Source organism: Streptomyces subrutilus, from assembly GCF_001746425.1.
In the GTDB taxonomy this organism is placed as follows: Bacteria; Actinomycetota; Actinomycetes; order Streptomycetales; family Streptomycetaceae; genus Streptomyces; species Streptomyces subrutilus_A.
In genome coordinates, this window is the sequence record NZ_MEHK01000001.1 from 5,856,120 (window position 1) to 5,873,944 (window position 17,825).

Genomic DNA, 17,825 nt, shown 5'->3' on the forward strand with positions numbered 1-17,825 from the left:
CGTTCGTCACCGTCTCGTGCTCCGCGATGAATTTCTTGATCAGCGGGATCCGGCGGCAGCCGCCGGAATGGCCATCCGGACCGTGTGGAGGGGCTACTCCGCTTCGCCCTCCAGGTTGCCCTCGGTGTCCAGGTAGACCTGGCGGAGGGATTCGAGGATTTGCGGGTCCGGCTTCTCCCACATGCCGCGGGACTCGGCCTCGAGGAGGCGTTCCGCGATGCCGTGCAGGGCCCACGGGTTGGCCTCTTCGAGGAAGGCGCGGTTCTCCGGGTCCAGGACGTACGTCTCGGTGAGCTTGTCGTACATCCAGTCCGCGACCACGCCCGTGGTGGCGTCGTAGCCGAAGAGGTAGTCGACCGTGGCCGCGAGCTCGAAGGCGCCCTTGTAGCCGTGGCGGCGCATCGCCTCGATCCACTTGGGGTTCACCACGCGGGCGCGGAAGACGCGCGAGGTCTCCTCGACCAGGGTGCGGGTCTTGACCGTTTCCGGGCGGGTGGAGTCGCCGATGTACGCCTCCGGGGCCGTGCCGCGCAGGGCGCGGACCGTCGCCACCATGCCGCCGTGGTACTGGAAGTAGTCGTCCGAGTCCGCGATGTCGTGCTCGCGGGTGTCCGTGTTCTTCGCGGCCACCGTGATGCGCTTGTAGGCCGTTTCCATCTCGTCGCGGGCCGGGCGGCCCTCCAGGCCCCGGCCGTACGCGTAGCCGCCCCAGACCGTGTAGACCTCCGCGAGGTCGGCGTCCGTGCGCCAGTCGCGGGAGTCGATCAGCTGGAGGATGCCCGCGCCGTAGGTGCCGGGGCGGGAGCCGAAGATACGGGTCGTGGCGCGGCGTTCGTCACCGTGGACGGCGAGGTCCGCCTGGGCGTGGGCGCGGATGAAGTTCTGGTCCGCCGGCTCGTCGAGGGACGCCGCCAGCCGGACCGCGTCGTCCAGGAGGCCGATGACGTGCGGGAACGCGTCGCGGAAGAAGCCCGAGATGCGCAGGGTGACGTCGATGCGGGGCCGGCCGAGCTCGGCGAGGGGGATGGCTTCCAGGCCGGTCACGCGGCGCGAGGCCTCGTCCCAGACCGGGCGGATGCCGAGCAGGGACATCGCCTCCGCCACGTCGTCGCCCGCGGTGCGCATCGCGCTCGTGCCCCACAGGGACAGGCCGACGGACGCCGGCCACTCGCCGTTGTCCGTGCGGTAGCGGGTCAGGAGGGACTCCGCGAGGGCCTGCCCCGTCTCCCAGGCCAGCCGGGAGGGGACGGCCTTGGGGTCCACCGAGTAGAAGTTGCGGCCCGTCGGAAGGACGTTGACCAGGCCGCGCAGCGGGGAGCCGGAGGGGCCCGCCGGGATGAACGAGCCGTCCAGGGCCGAGACGACGTGGGCGATCTCGTCCGTGGTGCCGGCCAGGCGGGGGACCACCTCGCGGGCGGCGAAGGACAGCACCGCCGCGACGTCCGCGGAGTGGTCGCGCGCGACCGCGGCCACGGCGTCCGGCGACCAGTTCGCGTCCTCCATCGCCTGGACCAGGGCGCGGGCCTGCTCCTCGACGGCGTCCGCCGAGGTCCGGGTGGGCGCCGACTCGTCGAGGCCGAGCGCCTCGCGCAGGCCCGGCAGGGCCGTCGTACCGCCCCAGATCTGGCGGGCGCGCAGGATGGCCAGGACCAGGTTGACGCGGGCCTCGCCGGCCGGGGCGCCGCCGAGGACGTGCAGGCCGTCGCGGATCTGGGCGTCCTTGACCTCGCACAGCCAGCCGTCGACGTGCAGCAGGAAGTCGTCGAAGCCGTCGTCGTCGGGGCGTTCGTCCAGACCCAGGTCGTGGTCGAGCTTCGCCGCCTGGATCAGGGTCCAGATCTGCGCGCGGATGGCCGGGAGCTTCGCCGGGTCCATCGCGGAGATCTGGGCGTACTCGTCGAGGTGCTGTTCCAGGCGGGCGATGTCGCCGTACGACTCGGCGCGCGCCATGGGCGGGACGAGGTGGTCGATGAGCGTGGCGTGCACGCGGCGCTTGGCCTGGGTGCCCTCGCCCGGGTCGTTGACCAGGAACGGGTAGATGAGGGGGAGGTCGCCGAGCGCCGCGTCGGGTGCGCAGGACGCGGAGAGGCCCGCGTTCTTGCCCGGGAGCCACTCCAGGTTGCCGTGCTTGCCCAGGTGGATCATCGCGTCGGCGCCGAAGCCGCCGTCCTCGGTGCGCGCCTGGATCCAGCGGTACGCGGCCAGGTAGTGGTGCGAGGGAGGCAGGTCCGGGTCGTGGTAGATCGCGATCGGGTTCTCGCCGAAGCCGCGCGGGGGCTGGATGAGGATCAGCAGGTTGCCGCGGCGCAGGGCGGCCAGGACGATGTCGCCCTCCGGGTTCGCGGACTTGTCGACGAACATCGAGCCGGGCGCCTCGCCCCAGTGCTCCTCGACGCTCGCGCGGAGGTCGGCGGGCAGCTCGGCGAACCAGCGCTTGTAGTCGGCCGCCGGGATGCGGACCGGGTTGCGGGCCAGCTGCTCCTCGGTGAGCCAGTCCTGGTCGTGGCCGCCGGCCTCGATCAGGGCGCGGATCAGCTCGTCGCCGTCGCCCGAGACCAGGCCGGGGATCTGGGGTACGGGACCGAAGTCGTAACCCTCGGCGATGAGGGTGCGCAGCAGCTCGACGGCGCTGGCCGGGGTGTCCAGGCCGACCGCGTTGCCGATGCGGGAGTGCTTGGTGGGGTACGCGGAGAGGACCAGGGCGATCTTCTTGTCGCGGCGGTCGATGTGGCGCAGGCGCGCGTGGCGTACGGCGATCCCCGCGACCCGGGCGGCCCGCTCGGGGTCGGCCACGTAGGCGGGCAGGCCGTCCTCGTCGAGCTCCTTGAAGGAGAACGGGACGGTGATCAGACGGCCGTCGAACTCCGGTACGGCGACCTGGGTTGCGGCGTCGAGGGGGGACAGGCCCTCGTCGTTGTCCTCCCAGGCGGAACGGGAACCGGTCAGGCACAGGGCCTGGAGGATCGGCACGCCGAGGGCGGCGAGGGCGCCGGCGTCCCAGGACTCGTCGTCACCGCCGGCGGACGCGGTGGCGGGGCGGGTGCCGCCGGCCGCGAGGACCGTGGTGATGACCGCGTCGACCCCGGTCAGCGCGGAGAGGAGCTCCGGCTCCGGGGTGCGCAGGGAGGAGACGTAGAGGGGGAGGGGCCGGCCGCCGTGAGCCTCGATGGCGTCGCAGAGGGCGTGCACGAAGGCGGTGTTGCCGCTCATCTGGTGCGCGCGGTAGTAGAGCACGGCGACCTTGGGGCCGGCGGCCTGCGGGCCGGCGGTCTGCGGGCCGGCGGTCTGCCGGGCGGTGCGCTCCAAGGGGCCCCAGGTGGGGGACGCGGCGGGCGGCTCGAAGCCGTGGCCGGTGAGCAGGACCGTGTCGGAGAGGAACCGGGCCAGCTGGTCGAGGTTGGCGGGGCCGCCGTGCGCGAGGTAGCCGTGCGCCTCGGCCGCGATGCCGATCGGCACCGTGGAGGCCTCCATCAGCTGGGCGTCCGGGGCCTGTTCACCGGTCAGGACCACCACGGGGCGGGTCTGTTCGGGGTCGAGGAGGAGGTCCAGGCCCTCCTGCCAGGCGCGGAGGCCGCCGAGAAGGCGTACGACGACCAGGTCGACGCCGTCGAGGAGGCCGGGGAGGTCGTCGAGGGGAAGGCGGGAGGGGTTCGCGAAGCGGTAGGGGACGGGGCCGTCCGCCGTGGTCGCGGCGCGAGCGCTGAGCAGATCGGTGTCGGACGTCGACAGCAGCAGGATCATGCGGCGGCAGGCCTTCCTCGGGGTTTCCGCGCCCCGGGCAGTGAGGACAGCGGGAGTTCCTGACTCACCCCGGTCGCGGGTGTCGCTCCGCGGGGTTCACAGTGGCGGGACCGCGCCGGATTCGCACCGGGCTTCCTCCCATGTCGCCGTCCTCGGCGATGGCGGGCCGTGTGGCGCCGCCGGGGATCATCCTAGGGGGCCGGTGCCGGGTCCGTCCCCGGGGGTGGGGCGGGGGTGTTCGCATGCGGCGCCGTTGCCGGGGCTCTGCCCCCGGGCCCCGCGCCTCAAACGCCGGCGGGGCTGGATTGGCCGGAGCGGGGGGGCGGGTGCGGCGCCGTTGCGGGGGCTCTGCCCCCGGGCCCCCGCGCCTCAAGCGCAGGCGGGGCTGGTTTGGCCGGGCTCGGACTGGTGGCGGGGGGCGGGTGGGGGGGTGCGGCGCCGTTGCGGGGGCTCTGCCCCCGGGCCCCCGCGCCTCAAGCGCAGGCGGGGCTGGATTGGCTGGGCTCGGACTGGTTGGGTGGAAGCGGGTGTCCGGAGTTGGCTGGTCGGAGGGGGTGGGGTGGTGACGGACACAGGTCGGGGTGGGGGAATCGTGGGTATGCTCGCCGCCATGCCACAGCCCCCAGCCGCCGCGTCGCGGGACGAGCCCGTCATACGGGAGCGCGGTGACGCCTGCCCCGGTGCGCTGCGGCTGCACGCGGCCGACGACGGGTTCCTCGCGCGGGTCCGGATACCCGGCGGGGTGCTGACCGTCGACCAGGCCGCCCTGCTGGCGCGGGCCGCCGACCGGTTCGGGGACGGGCACCTGGAGCTCACCTCGCGGGGGAACGTGCAGCTGCGCGGCCTCGCCGAGGGATGCGGCGCCGGGCTCGCGGAGCTGCTGGACGCCGCCGGGCTGCTGCCCGCGCCCGGCCACGAGCGGGTGCGCAACATCGTGGCCACGCCGATGTCGGGTGACGGGCATCCAGGGCGGCCCGACGTGCTGCCCTGGGTCGCCGCGCTGGACCGGCTGCTGTGCGCGAACGAGCGGGTCACCGCCCTGTCCGGCCGGTTCCTCTTCGCCTTCGACGACGGGCGCGGGGACGTGGCCGCCCTGGAGCCGGACGTGACCGTGCTCGGCGGCGGGCCGCGGGGCCGGGCGCTGGTGCGGCTCGGGCCGGCCGCCGGAGCCGTGTCGGTGGCCGCGCAGGACGCCCCGCGGGCCGCCCTGCTCGCCGCCGAGTACTTCCTCGACGCCGCGGACGCCGCCGGCACCCGGGCCTGGCGGGTACGCGAGCTTCCTCCCGAACACGCCCTGGACGAAGCCGAGTTCGCCGCCCGTCTGGCCGCCGCCGGGATCGGCGCGGCACGGGTCCGCGACGTGGCCTGGCCGTACTCCCCCCCGCCGCGGCCGCGGTCCGGGGGCACCGGCCCGCGCGGCACCCTGTGCGTCCTGTCCCCGCTGGGCCGGCTCAGCTCCGAACAGTGGCGGGTGCTCGTACAGGTCGCCGACCGCGACCGCGGACTGCGCATCACCCCGTGGCGCAGCATCGTGCTTCCCGACGCTCCCCTGCGTCCGCCGGCCGGCGGCCCGGCGCGACTCGAGAACGCCGGACTGGTCGTGTCCCCCGACAGCCCCTGGCAGTCCGTCACCGCCTGTACCGGACAGCCCGGTTGCGCGAAGTCCCTCGCCGACGTACGCGCCGACGCGCGGGCCGTCGTACAGCGGGCCCGCGGTCCGCTGCCCGTGCACTGGTCCGGCTGCGAGCGCCGCTGCGGACACCCGCGCGGGACGCGGTGGGTCGACGTGCTCGCCACGCACGACGGCTACCGGCTGTCCGTCCACGGGCAGGCCCTGCCGCACCGGGCCGACCTGGCGGCGGCCCTCACCGCCGCACGCACCGGCACTCCAGGTTCCGCAGATTCCGCAGATTCCGAAGACGCAGTGAAGAAATGAGCGAGTACAGAGTGTTTGAGTACGAGAAGGACGGCGCCGCGATCTACCGCCAGTCCTTTGCCACGATCCGCGCCGAGGCGGACCTCTCGGGGCTGCCCGCCTCCGTCGCCCAGGTCGCGGTGCGCATGATTCACGCGTGCGGAATGACCGACCTGCCCCAGGACCTCGGGTACACGCCCGAGGTGGTGCTGCGGGCGCGTGCCGCGCTCACCGCCGGTGCGCCCATCCTGTGCGACGTGCAGATGGTCGCCAGCGGAGTCACCCGCAAGCGGCTGCCCGCCGACAACGAGGTGATCTGCACCCTTTCGGACCCGGCCGTGCCCGAGCTCGCGGCGAAGATGGGTACCACGCGCAGCGCCGCCGCTCTCGAAGTCTGGCGCGACCGGGGCTTGTTGGAGGGCTCCGTGATCGCCGTCGGCAATGCCCCGACCGCGCTGTTCCGGCTGCTCGAGATGATCGAGGAGGGTGCCCCGCGCCCGGCCGCCGTCATCGGCGTGCCCGTCGGCTTCATCGGTGCCGCGGAGTCCAAGGACGCCCTCGCGGCGCACCCCTCCGGCCTCGACCACCTGATCGTGCGCGGCCGTCGCGGCGGCAGCGCCATCGCCGCCGCCGCGGTCAACGCCATCGCGAGCGTGGCCGAATGAGCGGGATCGGCGCGGCGGAGGCCACTGGGCGGCTGTACGGGGTGGGGCTGGGGCCCGGCGATCCGAACCTGATGACGCTGCGGGCCGTCGAGGTGATCGGCGAGGCGGACGTCGTCGCCTACCACAGCGCGCGGCACGGGCGGTCCATCGCCCGGTCGATCGCGGCGAAGCACCTGCGCGAGAGCCACATCGAGGAGCCGCTGGTCTACCCGGTCACCACCGAGACCACCGACCACCCGGGCGGCTACCAGGGCGCGATGGAGGAGTTCTACGAATCCGCCGCCGCCCGGCTCGCCGCGCACCTCGACGCCGGCCGGACCGTCGCCGTGCTCGCGGAGGGCGATCCGCTCTTCTACAGCTCGTACATGCACATGCACAAGCGGCTCGCGCACCGGTACGAGACCGAGGTGATCCCCGGCGTCACCTCCGTCAGCGCCGCCGCCGCCCGCCTCGGCACCCCGCTCGTGGAGGGCGAGGAGGTGCTGACCATCCTCCCCGGCACCCTGCCCGAGGAGGAGCTCACCGCCCGCCTGGCGGCCACCGACTCGGCGGTCGTGATGAAGCTCGGCCGGACCTTCCCCGCCGTGCGCGGGGCGATGGAGCGCAGCGGCCGGCTGGCCGAGGCCCGCTACGTCGAGCGCGCCACCATGGCCGGCGAGCGGACCGGGGTCCTGGCGGACACCGACCCGCAGTCCGTGCCGTACTTCGCGGTCGCCGTCGTGCCGAGCCGGATCGGCAACCCGGGCAGCGTGCCGTCCGGGCCCGGCGAGGTCGCCGTCGTCGGCACCGGCCCCGCCGGGCCGCTGTGGCTGACCCCCGATACGCGGCGGGCGCTGGCCGACGCCGAGGTGCTCGTGGGGTACACCACCTATCTGGACCGGGTCCCGGTCAGGCCGGGCCAGATCCGGCACGGCTCCGACAACAAGGTGGAGTCCGAGCGCGCCGAGTTCGCCCTCGACCTCGCCCGGCGCGGCCGGCGGGTGGCGGTGGTCTCCGGCGGCGACCCCGGGGTGTTCGCCATGGCCACGGCGGTGCTGGAGGTAGCGGCGCAGGCCGAGTACAAGGACGTGCCCGTACGGGTCCTGCCGGGGGTGACCGCGGCCAACGCGGCGGCCGCCGCGGCCGGCGCGCCGCTCGGCCACGACTACGCCACCATCTCCCTCTCGGACCGGCTCAAGCCGTGGGAGGTCATCGCGGAGCGGCTGCGCGCGGCCGCCTCGGCGGACCTGGTGCTCGCCCTGTACAACCCCGGCTCGCGCAGCCGGACCTGGCAGGTGGCGCAGGCCCGCGAACTGCTGCTGGAACTGCGCGCGCCCGAGACCCCGGTGGTCGTGGCACGGGACGTGGGCGGGCCGGAGCAGTCGGTGCGGATCGTGACGCTCGCCGAACTGGAGCCGTCCGAGGTGGACATGCGCACGCTCCTGCTGGTCGGCTCCTCGCAGACGCGGGTCACCGAACGGGCCGACGGCTCCCGGATCACGTGGACGCCGCGCCGGTACCCGTGACCCGGAGTTCGGGCCGCCGGTATGCGTGACCAGGGGTGCGGGGCGCCGGTACCAGGGGTGCGGGCCGCGGGTACGCGTGACCGGCGCCCGGTCTACCGCAGCGGCGGCAGGGTCACCTTCGGGATCGAGGGGTCGTTCGGATCGAACGGCGGCGGCGTCCAGGGCTCGATCGGGGGTTTGGGCGGCGCCGGAGGCGGGGTGGGGCCCCGGTTGGGGTTCTGCGGCACCGACGAGGTGCGCGGCGCGGCCGGCCGGGAGGTCGCGGAGGCCGGCCGCCGGGACTCCTGGCCCTTCGCGGGTCCGGTACTCGCGGCGGCCGACGGCGCCTGCGTGGGCGTGGGCGAGGGCGGCACGGGGGAGGGCGTCGGCGACGCGGACGGCTCGGCCGGGGCGGTCGTCGCCGGAACCGCGGCCGGCTTCCCGGCCGGTTTGCCGCCCGAGCCCCCGCCGGCCAGCAGGCCGCCGACCAGCAGGGCCGTCACGGCCCCGGATATTCTGCCGCCGGACCCCATGTCGGCCCCCCTCGTGCTTCGTACGTCTGAACGATCAGTGCGCGTGATCGTAGCGCAGCCGGCGCAGGGCCCCGGCCACCGAATCCGCCTCGGCCACGCCCTCCGGGACCGGGGGGCGGCGTACGACGAGGACCGCGATGCCGGCCTCGCGGGCGGCGGCGAGCTTCGGGGCGGTGGCGGCGCCTCCGCTGTCCTTGGTGACCAGGACGTCGATCCGGTGCCGGGCGAGCAGCTCCCGCTCGTCTTCGAGGGTGAACGGACCCCGGTCCAGGAGGACTTCGAGCCGCGGGGGCGCCGGGGCGGCCGGGGCGTCGACGGAACGCACCAGGAACCAGGTGTCGGTGAGGTGCGCGAAGGCGTGCAGGCCCATCCGGCCGGTGGTCAGGAAGGCCCGGCCGCCGAGGCCCGGCAGCACGGTGGCCGCGTCGGCGAGGGAGTCCGCGAAGGTCCAGGCGTCGCCCGGCCCCGGGGTCCAGCCGGGGCGCCGCAGAGCCAGCAGCGGGACGCCCGTGCGGGCCGCCGCCCCGACCGCGTTGAAGCTCATGCGCTCCGCGAACGGGTGGGTGGCGTCGACCAGGTCGGTGACCCCGTGCGCGGTGATCCACCGGGCCAGGCCGGCGGGACCGCCGAAGCCGCCGATCCGGGTCTCGCCCGGCGGCAGCACGGGCGCGGCGACCCGCCCGGCGAGGGAGGTCGTCACCCGGACCGCCGGCGGTCCCGGCGGGGAGGCGGGGTCCCGGGGCCGGACCTCCGCCCCGGCCCCGGCCTCCGCCCCGGCCTCCGCCCCGGCCTCCGCCGCGGCCTCCGCCAAAGCCCCCGCCGCCAGCGCTTCCGCGAGGCGGCGGGCCTCCGTCGTACCGCCCAGGATCAGGACGTGCCGGCCGGCCGCACGGGCCGGTTCAGCAGACATGCCGGTCGCGCTCGGGGGAGTACAGGTGGCTGTCGCGGAACTGCTCGGCGCCCAGCGTGCGGCCCACCACGATGACCGCGGTGCGCACCAGCCCGTGCTCCTTGACCCGGGCCGCGATATCGGCCAGCGTGCCGCGCAGGATCAGCTCGTCGGGGCGGCTGGCCATCGCCACCACCGCCACCGGGCACTCGGCCCCGTAGTGCGGCAGCAGTTCGTCCACGACCCGGTCCACGTAGCGGGTCGCCAGGTGCAGCACCAGCAGCGCGCCGCTGCGGCCCAGCGTGGCCAGGTCCTCGCCGGGCGGCATCGGGGTGGCCTGCTGGGCGACGCGGGTCAGGATCACCGTCTGGCCGACGGTGGGGACGGTCAGCTCCCGCTTCAGCGCGGCGGCCGCGGCGGCGAAGGCCGGGACGCCCGGGACGACCTCGTAGGGGATGCCGGCCGCGTCGAGCCGCCGCATCTGCTCCGCGACCGCGCTGAAGATCGACGGGTCGCCGGAGTGGAGCCGCGCGACGTCCTGGCCCGCCTCGTGCGCCCGTACGCACTCGGCGATGATCTCGTCCAGGTTCAACTGCGAGGTGTCGACCAGCCGGGCGTCCGGCGGGCACTGCGCGAGCAGTTCGCGCGGGACCAGGCTGCCCGCGTAGAGGCAGACGGGGGCGGCGGCCAGCGTCCGCGCACCGCGCACCGTGATCAGGTCGGCGGCGCCGGGGCCCGCGCCGATGAAGTACACGGTCATGCTTGATCCTTCTCGTTCGTCGACTTCGTCACCGACCACTGGGTGACCGGCATGGCCTGCCGCCAGCCCGTGAAACCTCCGACCGGCACCGCGTGCGCGACCGAGAGCTTCACCAGCTCGCCGCCGTGGCGCCGGTAGCGGTCGGTCAGGACCGCCTCCGACTCCAGGGTGACGGTGTTGACCACCAGCCGGCCGCCGGGTGCCAGCGCCACCCAGGCCGCGTCCAGCAGTCCCGGCGCGGTCAGCCCGCCGCCGATGAACACCGCGTCGGGGGCGGGCAGTCCGTCGAGCGCGGCGGGTGCGGCGCCGACGACCACGCGCAGGCCGGGCACGCCGAGCGCCGCCGCGTTGCGGGTGATGCGGGCCGCCCGCTCCGGGACGCGCTCCACGGCGACCGCCCGGCACGAGGGGTGCGTACGCATCCACTCGATACCGATGGAACCGGAGCCTCCGCCGATGTCCCACAGCAGTTCGCCCGGGGCGGGGGCCAGCGCGCACAGGGTCGCGGCGCGCACGCGGCGCTTGGTCAGCTGCCCGTCGTGCTCGTAGGCGGTGTCCGGCAGGCCGGGGGTCGCGCCGAGCCGGGGCGCCGGGTGGGCGGGGTCCCGGCGGCAGTCCACGGCCACCACGTTCAGCGGGTCGCCCGGCGGGTGCTCCCAGCCGTCGGCGAGGCCCTCGTACGCGTCCTCGCGCTCGGAGCCGAGCTGCTCCAGCACCCTGATCCGGCTCGGGCCGAAACCCCGCTCCCGCAGCAGCGCGGCGATCTCGGCCGGGGACGCCGCTCCGGCGCTGAGCACCAGCACCCGCCGCCCCTCGTACAGGGAGGCCGCGAGCCGGGCCACCGGACGGCCGACGACCGTGACCACCTCGGTGTCCTCCACCGGCCAGCCCAGGCGGGCGCAGGCGTACGAGACGGAGGAGGGGTGGGGGTGGACCGTGAGGGCGTCCGGGCCGAGCTCCTGGGCGAGGGCGCGGCCGATCCCGTAGAACATCGGGTCGCCGCTGGCCAGCACCGCGATCCGGCGGCCCGCGTGCTCGGCCATCAGCTTCGGCACGGCCGGCCGCAGCGGGCTCGGCCATGCCACCCGCTCGCCGGGGCACGGGCCGGCCGGCAGCAGGTCCAGCTGGCGCGGCCCGCCGATCAGCACCTCGGCGCAGGACAGCGCGGACCGCGCGGCGGCGGTGAGCCCGGCCCAGCCGTCGGCGCCGAGGCCGACGACCGTGACGGGTGCGGGGGGCGGTGCGGAGCTCACGGCGCGATACCTCGGAACGGGAACGGGGCGGGAGGGGGACGAGGGAGAACGGGACGGAACGGGCGGGCGGAGGCCGGGGGCCGACCGCAGCCTACTGGCCTGCGCGGACGCCCGTCCGGACACCCCCTCCCCGGCCCCTCCCCGACCCCTCTCCCGGCTCCCTCCCGCCTCCCGTCCGCACCTCCCCTCCCGCCCCGCCCCGGGCCCGACTACCCTCGGTAACGCAACCGTCCGCGAGGGAGTCGCCATGCCCGGCTGGAACGCCACGAAGATCCCCGACCAGAGCGGCCGGACCGCGGTCGTGACCGGGGCCAACAGCGGGATCGGCTACGTCACCGCCCGGGAACTCGCGCGGCGCGGGGCGAGCGTGGTGCTGGCCTGTCGCAGCGCCGCCCGCGGCAAGGCCGCCGAGATCCGGCTGCGAGCCGAAGTGCCGGGCGCGGAGGTGGAGCTCGCCGCGCTCGACCTCGGCGACCTGGGATCCGTACGGGAGTTCGCGAAGGCCTTCGGGGAGCGCCGCCCCGCGCTGGACCTGCTGATCAACAACGCCGGCGTGATGGCCCTGCCCTACGGACGGACCGCCGACGGGTTCGAGACGCAGCTCGGAGTCAACCACCTCGGGCACTTCGCGCTGACCGGACTGCTGCTCCCGCGCCTGCGGGCCGCCGCCCCCGGGGCGCGGATCGTCAACGTCTCCAGCGGCTTCCACGCGCTGGCGGACGTGGACCTCGACGACCTGGCCTACGAGCACGGCTACCGCCGCTGGTTCGCCTACGGCCGCTCCAAGACGGCGAACCTGCTCTTCACCCACGAGCTGTCCCGCCGGTTCGCCGCCGCCGGATCCACCCTCGTCGCGGCCGCCGCACACCCCGGTTACGCGTCCACCAACCTGCACGCCGGCGCGGCACGGGACGGCGGCACCCTCGCCGCGCGCGGGCTGGCCCTCGCCAACGACCTCGTCGCGCAGTCCGCCGCCCGGGGCGCGCTGCCCACCCTGTACGCGGCCACCGCGCCCGGGGTCGGGCAGGACGATTTCATCGGCCCGCGGTTCGGCTGGCGCGGTGCGCCCGTCCGCTCCTGGCGGGCGAGATGGACGCTCGACGACGAGTCCGGCGAACGGCTCTGGGACGCCTCCGAGAAGCTCACAGGGGTCTCGTACGCAGCCCTGCCGCGCTGATCCGCCGGGGCCGGCCGGCGCCGCCGGAGGTCTCCGCGTGCCTCTGGGGCCACGACGCCCGACCGTGATCCGGAGGGCCGACCGGGCGGGGCCTTCCCGGCGGCGGCACCGGCGCGCCCCCGGTCACGGCACCGGCGCGCCCCCGGTCACGGCACCGGCGCGCCCCCGTCCGCCCCCGGGACGCCTCCGGGCGCCCCGGGCGGGACCTGACCGCGGCCCCGCCGGGGTCGGACACTCGCTGCCATGGACGACACTCCGGACAACCACCCAGAATCCCCCCGCGACCACGCGGTGGTCCTCGGCGGGGGCCTGGCCGGGCTGCTGGCGGCGCGGGTGCTCGCGGAGCGGTTCGCGCGCGTGACCGTGGTGGAGCGGGACGAACTGCCCACCGAAGGCCCGGCGTTCCGGCCCGGCGTACCGCAGTCCCGGCACGCGCACGTGCTGTGGTCGCGCGGCGTGGAAGTGATCGAGGAACTGCTGCCCGGGATCACGGACAAGCTGCTCGCGGGCGGGGCCGCGCTGCTGGACTCGCCGAAGGACTTCCTGTGGCTGAGCCCGGCGGACTGGTTCCGCCCCGTTCCCGGTGCGCGGATCCTGCTCGGCAGCCGCGAGCTGCTCGACTGGACGGTGCGCGGGGAGGTGCTGCGCGAGCGGCGCGTGCGCATCCGGGACGGCTGCTCGGCCATCGGCCTCGTCGGCGGACCGGACGGCCGCTCGGTGACCGGGGTGCGGCTGCGCGGCGCCGACCCGCTGCGGGCGGCGTTCGTCGTCGACGCGACCGGACGCACCTCCAAGACCCCCTCCTGGCTCGCCGAACTCGGCCACCGCACGCCGCAGACCACCCGCTACGACTCCCATCTCGGCTACTCGAGCCGGTACTTCACCATCCCGTCCGATCCCGCGCGGCGCTGGCACGGCCTGTACGTCCAGGGCCGCCCGGACAGCCCGCGCGGGGGCGTGCTGGTCCCGGTGGACGGCGAACGCTGGCTGGCGACGCTCATCGGCAACGGCGAGCACGCCCCGCCCACCGGGGACGAGGAGTTCCTCGGGTTCGCCCGCGGGCTGCGCAGTCCGGCCATGTACGACGCCCTGCGCGGGGCGACGCCGCTCTCGTCGCCGACCGGCTTCCGGGGCACCGCCAACGAATGGCGGCACTACGAGCGCCTCACGCGGGGCCCGGCCGGATTCGTGGTGATCGGTGACGCTGCCTGCCGGTTCAACCCGGTGTACGGGCACGGGATGACGGTGGCCGCCCTCGCGGTGGCCGCGCTGCGCAAGGAGATCCACAGCATGGACACCGCGGCCGTGCCCGCGGCCGCCGCGCGGATCCAGCGCCGGACGGCGGCGGCGGCCGAGGCGGCCTGGCAGATCGCCACCAGCGAGGACCTCAGGTACCCGGAGACGGAGGGCCCGCCGGCGGACCGCACCACCCGGGTCCTGCAGCGCTACATGTCACGGGTGATGGTCGGCGCCAATACCGACCCGGCCATCGCGGGCCGGTTCTTCGGGGTCCTGTCGCTGTCCACCCCGCCGAACACCCTGCTCGGCCCGTCCACGATGCTCCGCGTCCTGTCCAAGTGGCGCACCCCGACCGCCCCGCCGACCACCGCCTACCCGGCCCACCACGGCCCGCCGTAGGGCCTCGCCGTCTAGGACGTCGTCGCGCGCTCGTACAGGGCGCGGGCGGCGTCGCCGAAGTAGCTGCTGTACGAGGTCTTGTCGTCGCCGCCCCCGTCGCGGCCGCCGACCACCCCGATCAGCGTGTGCCCGTCGGTCAGCACCGGGCCGCCGCTGGTGCCGTTCGGGACGCCCGCGCAGTCGAACCGCAGCTGCGCGGGCCCGGCGGCGCGGGCGGTGTTGCGGCAGTCCAGCGGCTGCTCGGCGGCGTTGGGATAGCCCACGAGGCGTGCCGGAACGGGCAGTTCGGGCCGGAAGGAGATCGTCAGGGCCCCGGTGAAGTCCTCCAGCCGCTGGCCCGGGTAGCCGGGGCGGCGCAGCCGGATGAAGGCGATGTCGTGGTCGGGATCCTCGTCCTCGGTCCAGCGCGGGTCCACGTCGATCCGGGTGGGCACCCAGATGCCGTACGGGGCCACGCCGTCCTGGTAGCCGGGGGCGAAGGCCAGGTTGGTGCGGAAGCCGAGGGAGTACACGCAGTGGGCGGCGGTGACGATCAGGTCGCCCTGCGGGGAGTGGACCACCCCGGCCGAGCAGTGGTGGTCCGGGTCGCCGTCGGTGCCGGGGGAGAGGAGCGCCCCGATCGCGGGCTCGGCCGGCACGGGCCGCGCCTCCAGGGGGTCGGAGGGCTGCCACCCGCCGGAGCGCCAGTCCACCGAGGCGCCCCCGTCGGCGAAGCCCTCGCCGTCCGTCGGCGCGACCGGGTCCTCGCGGGCGATCCCGTCCAGCACGGCGGCCGCCGTCCGGTCGGCACGCTCGGGGTCCTGCTGGTAGACGCCCCGCGCGGCGTCCCCGTCCGCGCGGGTGGCGATCACGCCGCGCAGCTCCCACAGGTACCCCGCGCCCACGACGAGGAGCGCGCCGAGGACCCCGACCAGCACGGTGACCCGTAGGGCCCGCCCGTGCACCTTGCTGAACATCCGGTACTCCCACCCCGCAGACGCGTCCGACTCCTCGTTCGATGGGGAGATCCGAGGGCCGGGTTCCGCGATCAGGACGTGTCCGTTCTCACAGCGGCTCCCCGGCCGTCCGCACGTCACTCTCCGGCCTTCCCCGCGTCATTCAACCTCCCTACGCTCCAGGCGACTTGAGCCGCACTGGAGCGACAGGAGCCGAAGCGTGAGACTGTGGCACGACGCCCACCCCGGCCACCGGCCCGTCATCCTCAAACTGGAACTCAAGGACGGCTTCGCCGCCGACCTCGGCCGCGGCCCCGCCGACCTCGACGCGCTGCTCGCCGGCAAGCTCGGCGACGCCCTCTACCGGCCCGGCCGGCTGGCCGCGGGCCATCCCGACCTCGACACCGCCGCCCGCGCCGTCGCCCCGGCCATCGACTCCACCCGCCCCACGCAGGCGCAGGCCCGCGACCGCCTCGCCCTCCTCGCCGGACACCACGCCTCCGTCGTCTCCGCCGACTGGTACCCGCTGCCCCAGGTCCTGGCGACGGTCGTGCCGCGCGGCTGAGCCCGGTCGGGCGCCCCGGCCGCGCCCGGCGCGCGGCGGGACCGCCTAGGGTCCCGGGTGCGAGGCCTCCAGCTGACGCGCCGGGAGCCGGTCCCCGGCGGCCAGGCCCGCCTCGATCTCGTCGAGCGCGCGCCGGGCGGTGGCGATCCGCTCCCGGACCTCGGCGTCCGGGAGGCCCGGCCCGTCCGGACCGCCGCCCGGGACCTTGGCCGGGCCGGGGGCCGGGTCCGGCCCCCGGTCGGCCTCCGCCTCGATCTCGCGCGCCTCGTCGAGGGAGTTCAGCACGACCCCGATCAGCACGTTCACCAGCACGAAGGAGGCGAGCAGCGCGTACGAGGCGTAGTAGAGGATGCTGAGCCGGGAGATCTGCAGCCCGGCCCGCACCGCGTCGGTGAGCCCGTCGAGGGTGGTCAGCAGGAACAGGGTGAGCATGGCGCGGCCCACGGAGCCGTAGTGCTGCGGGTCGGACTCCGCGAAGCAGACCCAGCCGACCATGGCGTACACGTACAGCACGAGCGCGCCGACGAACAGGAAGCTGGCGGTGCCCGGCAGGCTGCGGCCCACCGCGATCAGCAGGATCCGCAGGTGCGGCAGGAAGCGCGCGCTGCGCAGCACCCGGGCCAGCCGCAGCAGCCGCAAGAGGGTGGCGTTCTCGCGGACCAGGGGAAGGAAGGCGGAGGCCACCACCAGGAGGTCGAAGAGGTTCCAGGGGTCGCGGAAGAATGCTTTCGGCCGGTCCGCGTGGGCGCCCATCCGCAGCAGCATCTCCACCGTGAACACCAGCAGGCAGACGTGCTGCGCGGCCCCCAGCACCTGCCGGTACTCCCGGGCCAGTCCGCTGTACGTCTCCACGCCCATCAGCGCCGCGTTGAGCAGGATCGTTCCGAAGACCGCCAGGCCGAAGGCCGAGGCCTCCGTCACCAGCCGGCACCGGGCCGCCAGTTTCATCCGGCCGCGTGGGCCGGCATCGGGACTCTCATCGTGCTCCTCGTACGCGTCTTGGCCGCGGGTCCGCGCCCGGCGGGCCGCGCTGGTCGTCCCTACCAACGCCGCACACCCGATCGGGTTTCAGTCGGCAGGGCGGGTCAACGCGCGGAGTTGCGGGCGGCCGCGGGAGTGAACTTCCGCGGGCAGGAGACCGACGGCCGCGCCGGACCCGGTCGGATAGATTGCGTGGCCGTGACAACCACCACCACGCCGCAGAGCGGCGGCCGCATATTCGATGTCCTGAAGGCCGGCGCCATACAGAGCACGGCCCAGCTGCGCGAGCTCTACGAGGAACCAAGCGAGCTGGTCCGCCGCAAGGCGGTGGACCGGATCCACGAGGCCGCGCGCGCCGTCATCGGAAGCTCGTCGCTGGTGTTCATCGCCAGCGCGGGCGCCGCCGGACACTGCGACGTGACCCCCCCGGGCGGTCCGCCCGGATTCGTTTCCGTCCTGGACGAGTTCACCCTCGCCGTTCCCGACGCCACGGGCAACAAGCGGCTCGACAGCAGCCACAACATCGTGGAGACGGGCCGGGCCGGCCTGATCTTCGTCATCCCCGGCCGCGCCACCACCCTGCGCGTCAACGGCAGGGCCTGCGTCTGCGCCGACCCGGGCCTGCTGGAGCGGCTGACCCCCGTCGGCAAGCCGCCGCGCACCGCGATCGTGGTGGAGGTGGAGGAGGTCTACCAGCACTGCCCGAAGGCCTTCCTGCGCGGCAGCGCCTGGAAGCCCGAGCAGTGGCTCGCCGAGGACGCCGTCCCCAGTTCCGCCGAGGTCACCCGCTCCCACCTGGGACTGCCGGACGCGGCCATCGAGCAGATCCGCCGCAGCGAGCGCGAATCCCTGCTGTACCGCTACGAATGAGGCCCAAGTCCGCCCGGTGCACACCCGGTTGATTCCCACGGCGGACAAGTCCGCGGCCGGCAGAGCCGCGGCGGCGGCTGGGAGGCCGCCGCGGTTCTTGGGTCGCCGAGGGGGGCACCCTGCGCGAGCGCCCGCTCGGGGCGAAGCGCAGCGTGGACGACCGGGCCCTGTGGCTGGACGAGGGCACCCTCGCCTCCGCCCTTCCCGCCGATGGCCCCCCACACCCCGGACCTGTGGACGACCCCGGCCGACGGCTCGGGCGCCCCGCGCCTGCCGGCCTTCTCCGCCCCCTCGGGCCCCTCGGCCTCCTCGCCGAGCCGCCTGGGCCGCCTGGGCCGACCCGTGTCCGGTTCGTGACAAGAGTTACATTCGCCCCAAAACCGAGCGTTTTCCAGGAATCATGATGTGCCGGAACCGTC

The 17,825-nt window shown here is 75.2% G+C and carries 15 protein-coding genes and 1 riboswitch; of the genes, 8 read left to right on the forward strand and 7 right to left on the reverse strand.

Features of this window, described 5'->3' with window-relative positions; genetic code table 11:
- Positions 1 to 93: 93 nt before the first annotated feature.
- Positions 94 to 3,741, reverse strand: a complete 3,648-nt coding sequence (gene cobN / locus BGK67_RS27135) for a cobaltochelatase subunit CobN (protein ID WP_069922533.1) — start codon at positions 3,739 to 3,741, stop codon at positions 94 to 96.
- Positions 3,742 to 3,794: 53 nt separating this feature from the next.
- A riboswitch (cobalamin riboswitch) is annotated at positions 3,795 to 3,900 on the reverse strand.
- Positions 3,901 to 4,339: 439 nt separating this feature from the next.
- On the opposite strand from cobN, the gene cobG reads away from it, so the two are divergent.
- The 3 genes from cobG to BGK67_RS27150 are packed head-to-tail and all read left to right on the forward strand — an operon-like array spanning position 4,340 to position 7,826.
- Positions 4,340 to 5,677, forward strand: coding sequence for a precorrin-3B synthase (cobG, locus tag BGK67_RS27140; protein WP_069922534.1), 1,338 nt, complete (start codon positions 4,340 to 4,342; stop codon positions 5,675 to 5,677).
- Positions 5,674 to 6,321 carry a precorrin-8X methylmutase gene (locus tag BGK67_RS27145; RefSeq protein WP_069922535.1) on the forward strand — a complete coding sequence of 216 codons (648 nt, stop codon included), beginning with the start codon at positions 5,674 to 5,676 and terminating at the stop codon, positions 6,319 to 6,321. The genes cobG and BGK67_RS27145 overlap by 4 nt, the downstream gene beginning before the upstream one ends.
- On the forward strand, positions 6,318 to 7,826 hold the full coding sequence (locus BGK67_RS27150; RefSeq protein ID WP_069922536.1) for a precorrin-2 C(20)-methyltransferase: 1,509 nt from the start codon (positions 6,318 to 6,320) through the stop codon (positions 7,824 to 7,826). Before BGK67_RS27145 ends, BGK67_RS27150 begins: the two co-directional genes overlap by 4 nt.
- Positions 7,827 to 7,918: 92 nt before the next feature.
- On the opposite strand, the gene BGK67_RS27155 is transcribed toward BGK67_RS27150, so the two are convergent.
- The 4 genes from BGK67_RS27155 to BGK67_RS27170 all read right to left on the reverse strand — a co-directional run bounded on the left by BGK67_RS27155 (position 7,919) and on the right by BGK67_RS27170 (position 11,240).
- Positions 7,919 to 8,308 (reverse strand): hypothetical protein, encoded by a 390-nt coding sequence (locus tag BGK67_RS27155; protein WP_069922537.1) that lies wholly within the window; start codon positions 8,306 to 8,308, stop codon positions 7,919 to 7,921.
- A 64-nt stretch (positions 8,309 to 8,372) separates the two neighbouring features.
- Positions 8,373 to 9,248 carry a cobalt-precorrin-6A reductase gene (locus BGK67_RS27160; RefSeq protein WP_069922538.1) on the reverse strand — a complete coding sequence of 292 codons (876 nt, stop codon included), beginning with the start codon at positions 9,246 to 9,248 and terminating at the stop codon, positions 8,373 to 8,375.
- On the reverse strand, positions 9,238 to 9,987 hold the full coding sequence (gene cobM, locus BGK67_RS27165; RefSeq protein WP_069922539.1) for a precorrin-4 C(11)-methyltransferase: 750 nt from the start codon (positions 9,985 to 9,987) through the stop codon (positions 9,238 to 9,240). The genes BGK67_RS27160 and cobM overlap by 11 nt, the downstream gene beginning before the upstream one ends.
- The gene (locus BGK67_RS27170; RefSeq protein WP_069922540.1) at positions 9,984 to 11,240 is read right to left on the reverse strand and encodes a bifunctional cobalt-precorrin-7 (C(5))-methyltransferase/cobalt-precorrin-6B (C(15))-methyltransferase; all 1,257 of its coding nucleotides are present in this window, start codon (positions 11,238 to 11,240) and stop codon (positions 9,984 to 9,986) included. The genes cobM and BGK67_RS27170 overlap by 4 nt, the downstream gene beginning before the upstream one ends.
- Positions 11,241 to 11,487: 247 nt before the next feature.
- On the opposite strand from BGK67_RS27170, the gene BGK67_RS27175 reads away from it, so the two are divergent.
- On the forward strand, positions 11,488 to 12,417 hold the full coding sequence (locus tag BGK67_RS27175) for an oxidoreductase (protein ID WP_069922541.1): 930 nt from the start codon (positions 11,488 to 11,490) through the stop codon (positions 12,415 to 12,417).
- Positions 12,418 to 12,660: 243 nt separating this feature from the next.
- The gene (locus BGK67_RS27180) at positions 12,661 to 14,055 is read left to right on the forward strand and encodes an NAD(P)/FAD-dependent oxidoreductase (RefSeq protein ID WP_069922542.1); all 1,395 of its coding nucleotides are present in this window, start codon (positions 12,661 to 12,663) and stop codon (positions 14,053 to 14,055) included.
- Between the two features lie 11 nt (positions 14,056 to 14,066).
- Here the strand turns inward: BGK67_RS27180 and BGK67_RS27185 are convergent, their stop codons facing one another.
- Positions 14,067 to 15,011 carry a trypsin-like serine peptidase gene (locus tag BGK67_RS27185; protein ID WP_079154396.1) on the reverse strand — a complete coding sequence of 315 codons (945 nt, stop codon included), beginning with the start codon at positions 15,009 to 15,011 and terminating at the stop codon, positions 14,067 to 14,069.
- Between the two features lie 199 nt (positions 15,012 to 15,210).
- On the opposite strand from BGK67_RS27185, the gene BGK67_RS27190 reads away from it, so the two are divergent.
- On the forward strand, positions 15,211 to 15,555 hold the full coding sequence (locus BGK67_RS27190) for a PI-PLC domain-containing protein (protein ID WP_069922543.1): 345 nt from the start codon (positions 15,211 to 15,213) through the stop codon (positions 15,553 to 15,555).
- A 45-nt stretch (positions 15,556 to 15,600) separates the two neighbouring features.
- Here BGK67_RS27190 and BGK67_RS27195 read toward each other — a convergent pair whose 3' ends face one another.
- Positions 15,601 to 16,503 carry an ion transporter gene (locus tag BGK67_RS27195; protein WP_069922544.1) on the reverse strand — a complete coding sequence of 301 codons (903 nt, stop codon included), beginning with the start codon at positions 16,501 to 16,503 and terminating at the stop codon, positions 15,601 to 15,603.
- 231 nt (positions 16,504 to 16,734) lie between these two features.
- Here BGK67_RS27195 and BGK67_RS27200 point away from each other — a divergent pair, with 231 nt between their 5' ends.
- A complete protein-coding gene (locus tag BGK67_RS27200; protein ID WP_069924137.1) occupies positions 16,735 to 17,406 on the forward strand; it encodes an MSMEG_1061 family FMN-dependent PPOX-type flavoprotein in 672 nt (223 codons plus the stop codon).
- A 210-nt stretch (positions 17,407 to 17,616) separates the two neighbouring features.
- Positions 17,617 to 17,763 carry a hypothetical protein gene (locus tag BGK67_RS39090; RefSeq protein ID WP_167739599.1) on the forward strand — a complete coding sequence of 49 codons (147 nt, stop codon included), beginning with the start codon at positions 17,617 to 17,619 and terminating at the stop codon, positions 17,761 to 17,763.
- The last annotated feature ends 62 nt before the right edge of the window (positions 17,764 to 17,825 follow it).

Excerpts from the sequence above, each read along its gene's own strand:
- cobN (WP_069922533.1), bottom strand. The coding sequence starts at position 3,741 with ATGATCCTGCTGCTGTCGACGTCCGACACCGATCTGCTCAGCGCTCGC.
- BGK67_RS27185 (WP_079154396.1), bottom strand. The coding sequence starts at position 15,011 with ATGTTCAGCAAGGTGCACGGGCGGGCCCTACGGGTCACCGTGCTGGTC.
- cobM (WP_069922539.1), bottom strand. The coding sequence starts at position 9,987 with ATGACCGTGTACTTCATCGGCGCGGGCCCCGGCGCCGCCGACCTGATC.
- BGK67_RS27195 (WP_069922544.1), bottom strand. The coding sequence starts at position 16,503 with ATGAAACTGGCGGCCCGGTGCCGGCTGGTGACGGAGGCCTCGGCCTTC.
- BGK67_RS27160 (WP_069922538.1), bottom strand. The coding sequence starts at position 9,248 with ATGTCTGCTGAACCGGCCCGTGCGGCCGGCCGGCACGTCCTGATCCTG.
- BGK67_RS27150 (WP_069922536.1), top strand. The coding sequence starts at position 6,318 with ATGAGCGGGATCGGCGCGGCGGAGGCCACTGGGCGGCTGTACGGGGTG.
- BGK67_RS27145 (WP_069922535.1), top strand. The coding sequence starts at position 5,674 with ATGAGCGAGTACAGAGTGTTTGAGTACGAGAAGGACGGCGCCGCGATC.
- BGK67_RS27175 (WP_069922541.1), top strand. The coding sequence starts at position 11,488 with ATGCCCGGCTGGAACGCCACGAAGATCCCCGACCAGAGCGGCCGGACC.
- BGK67_RS39090 (WP_167739599.1), top strand. The coding sequence starts at position 17,617 with ATGGCCCCCCACACCCCGGACCTGTGGACGACCCCGGCCGACGGCTCG.
- cobG (WP_069922534.1), top strand. The coding sequence starts at position 4,340 with ATGCTCGCCGCCATGCCACAGCCCCCAGCCGCCGCGTCGCGGGACGAG.
- BGK67_RS27180 (WP_069922542.1), top strand. The coding sequence starts at position 12,661 with ATGGACGACACTCCGGACAACCACCCAGAATCCCCCCGCGACCACGCG.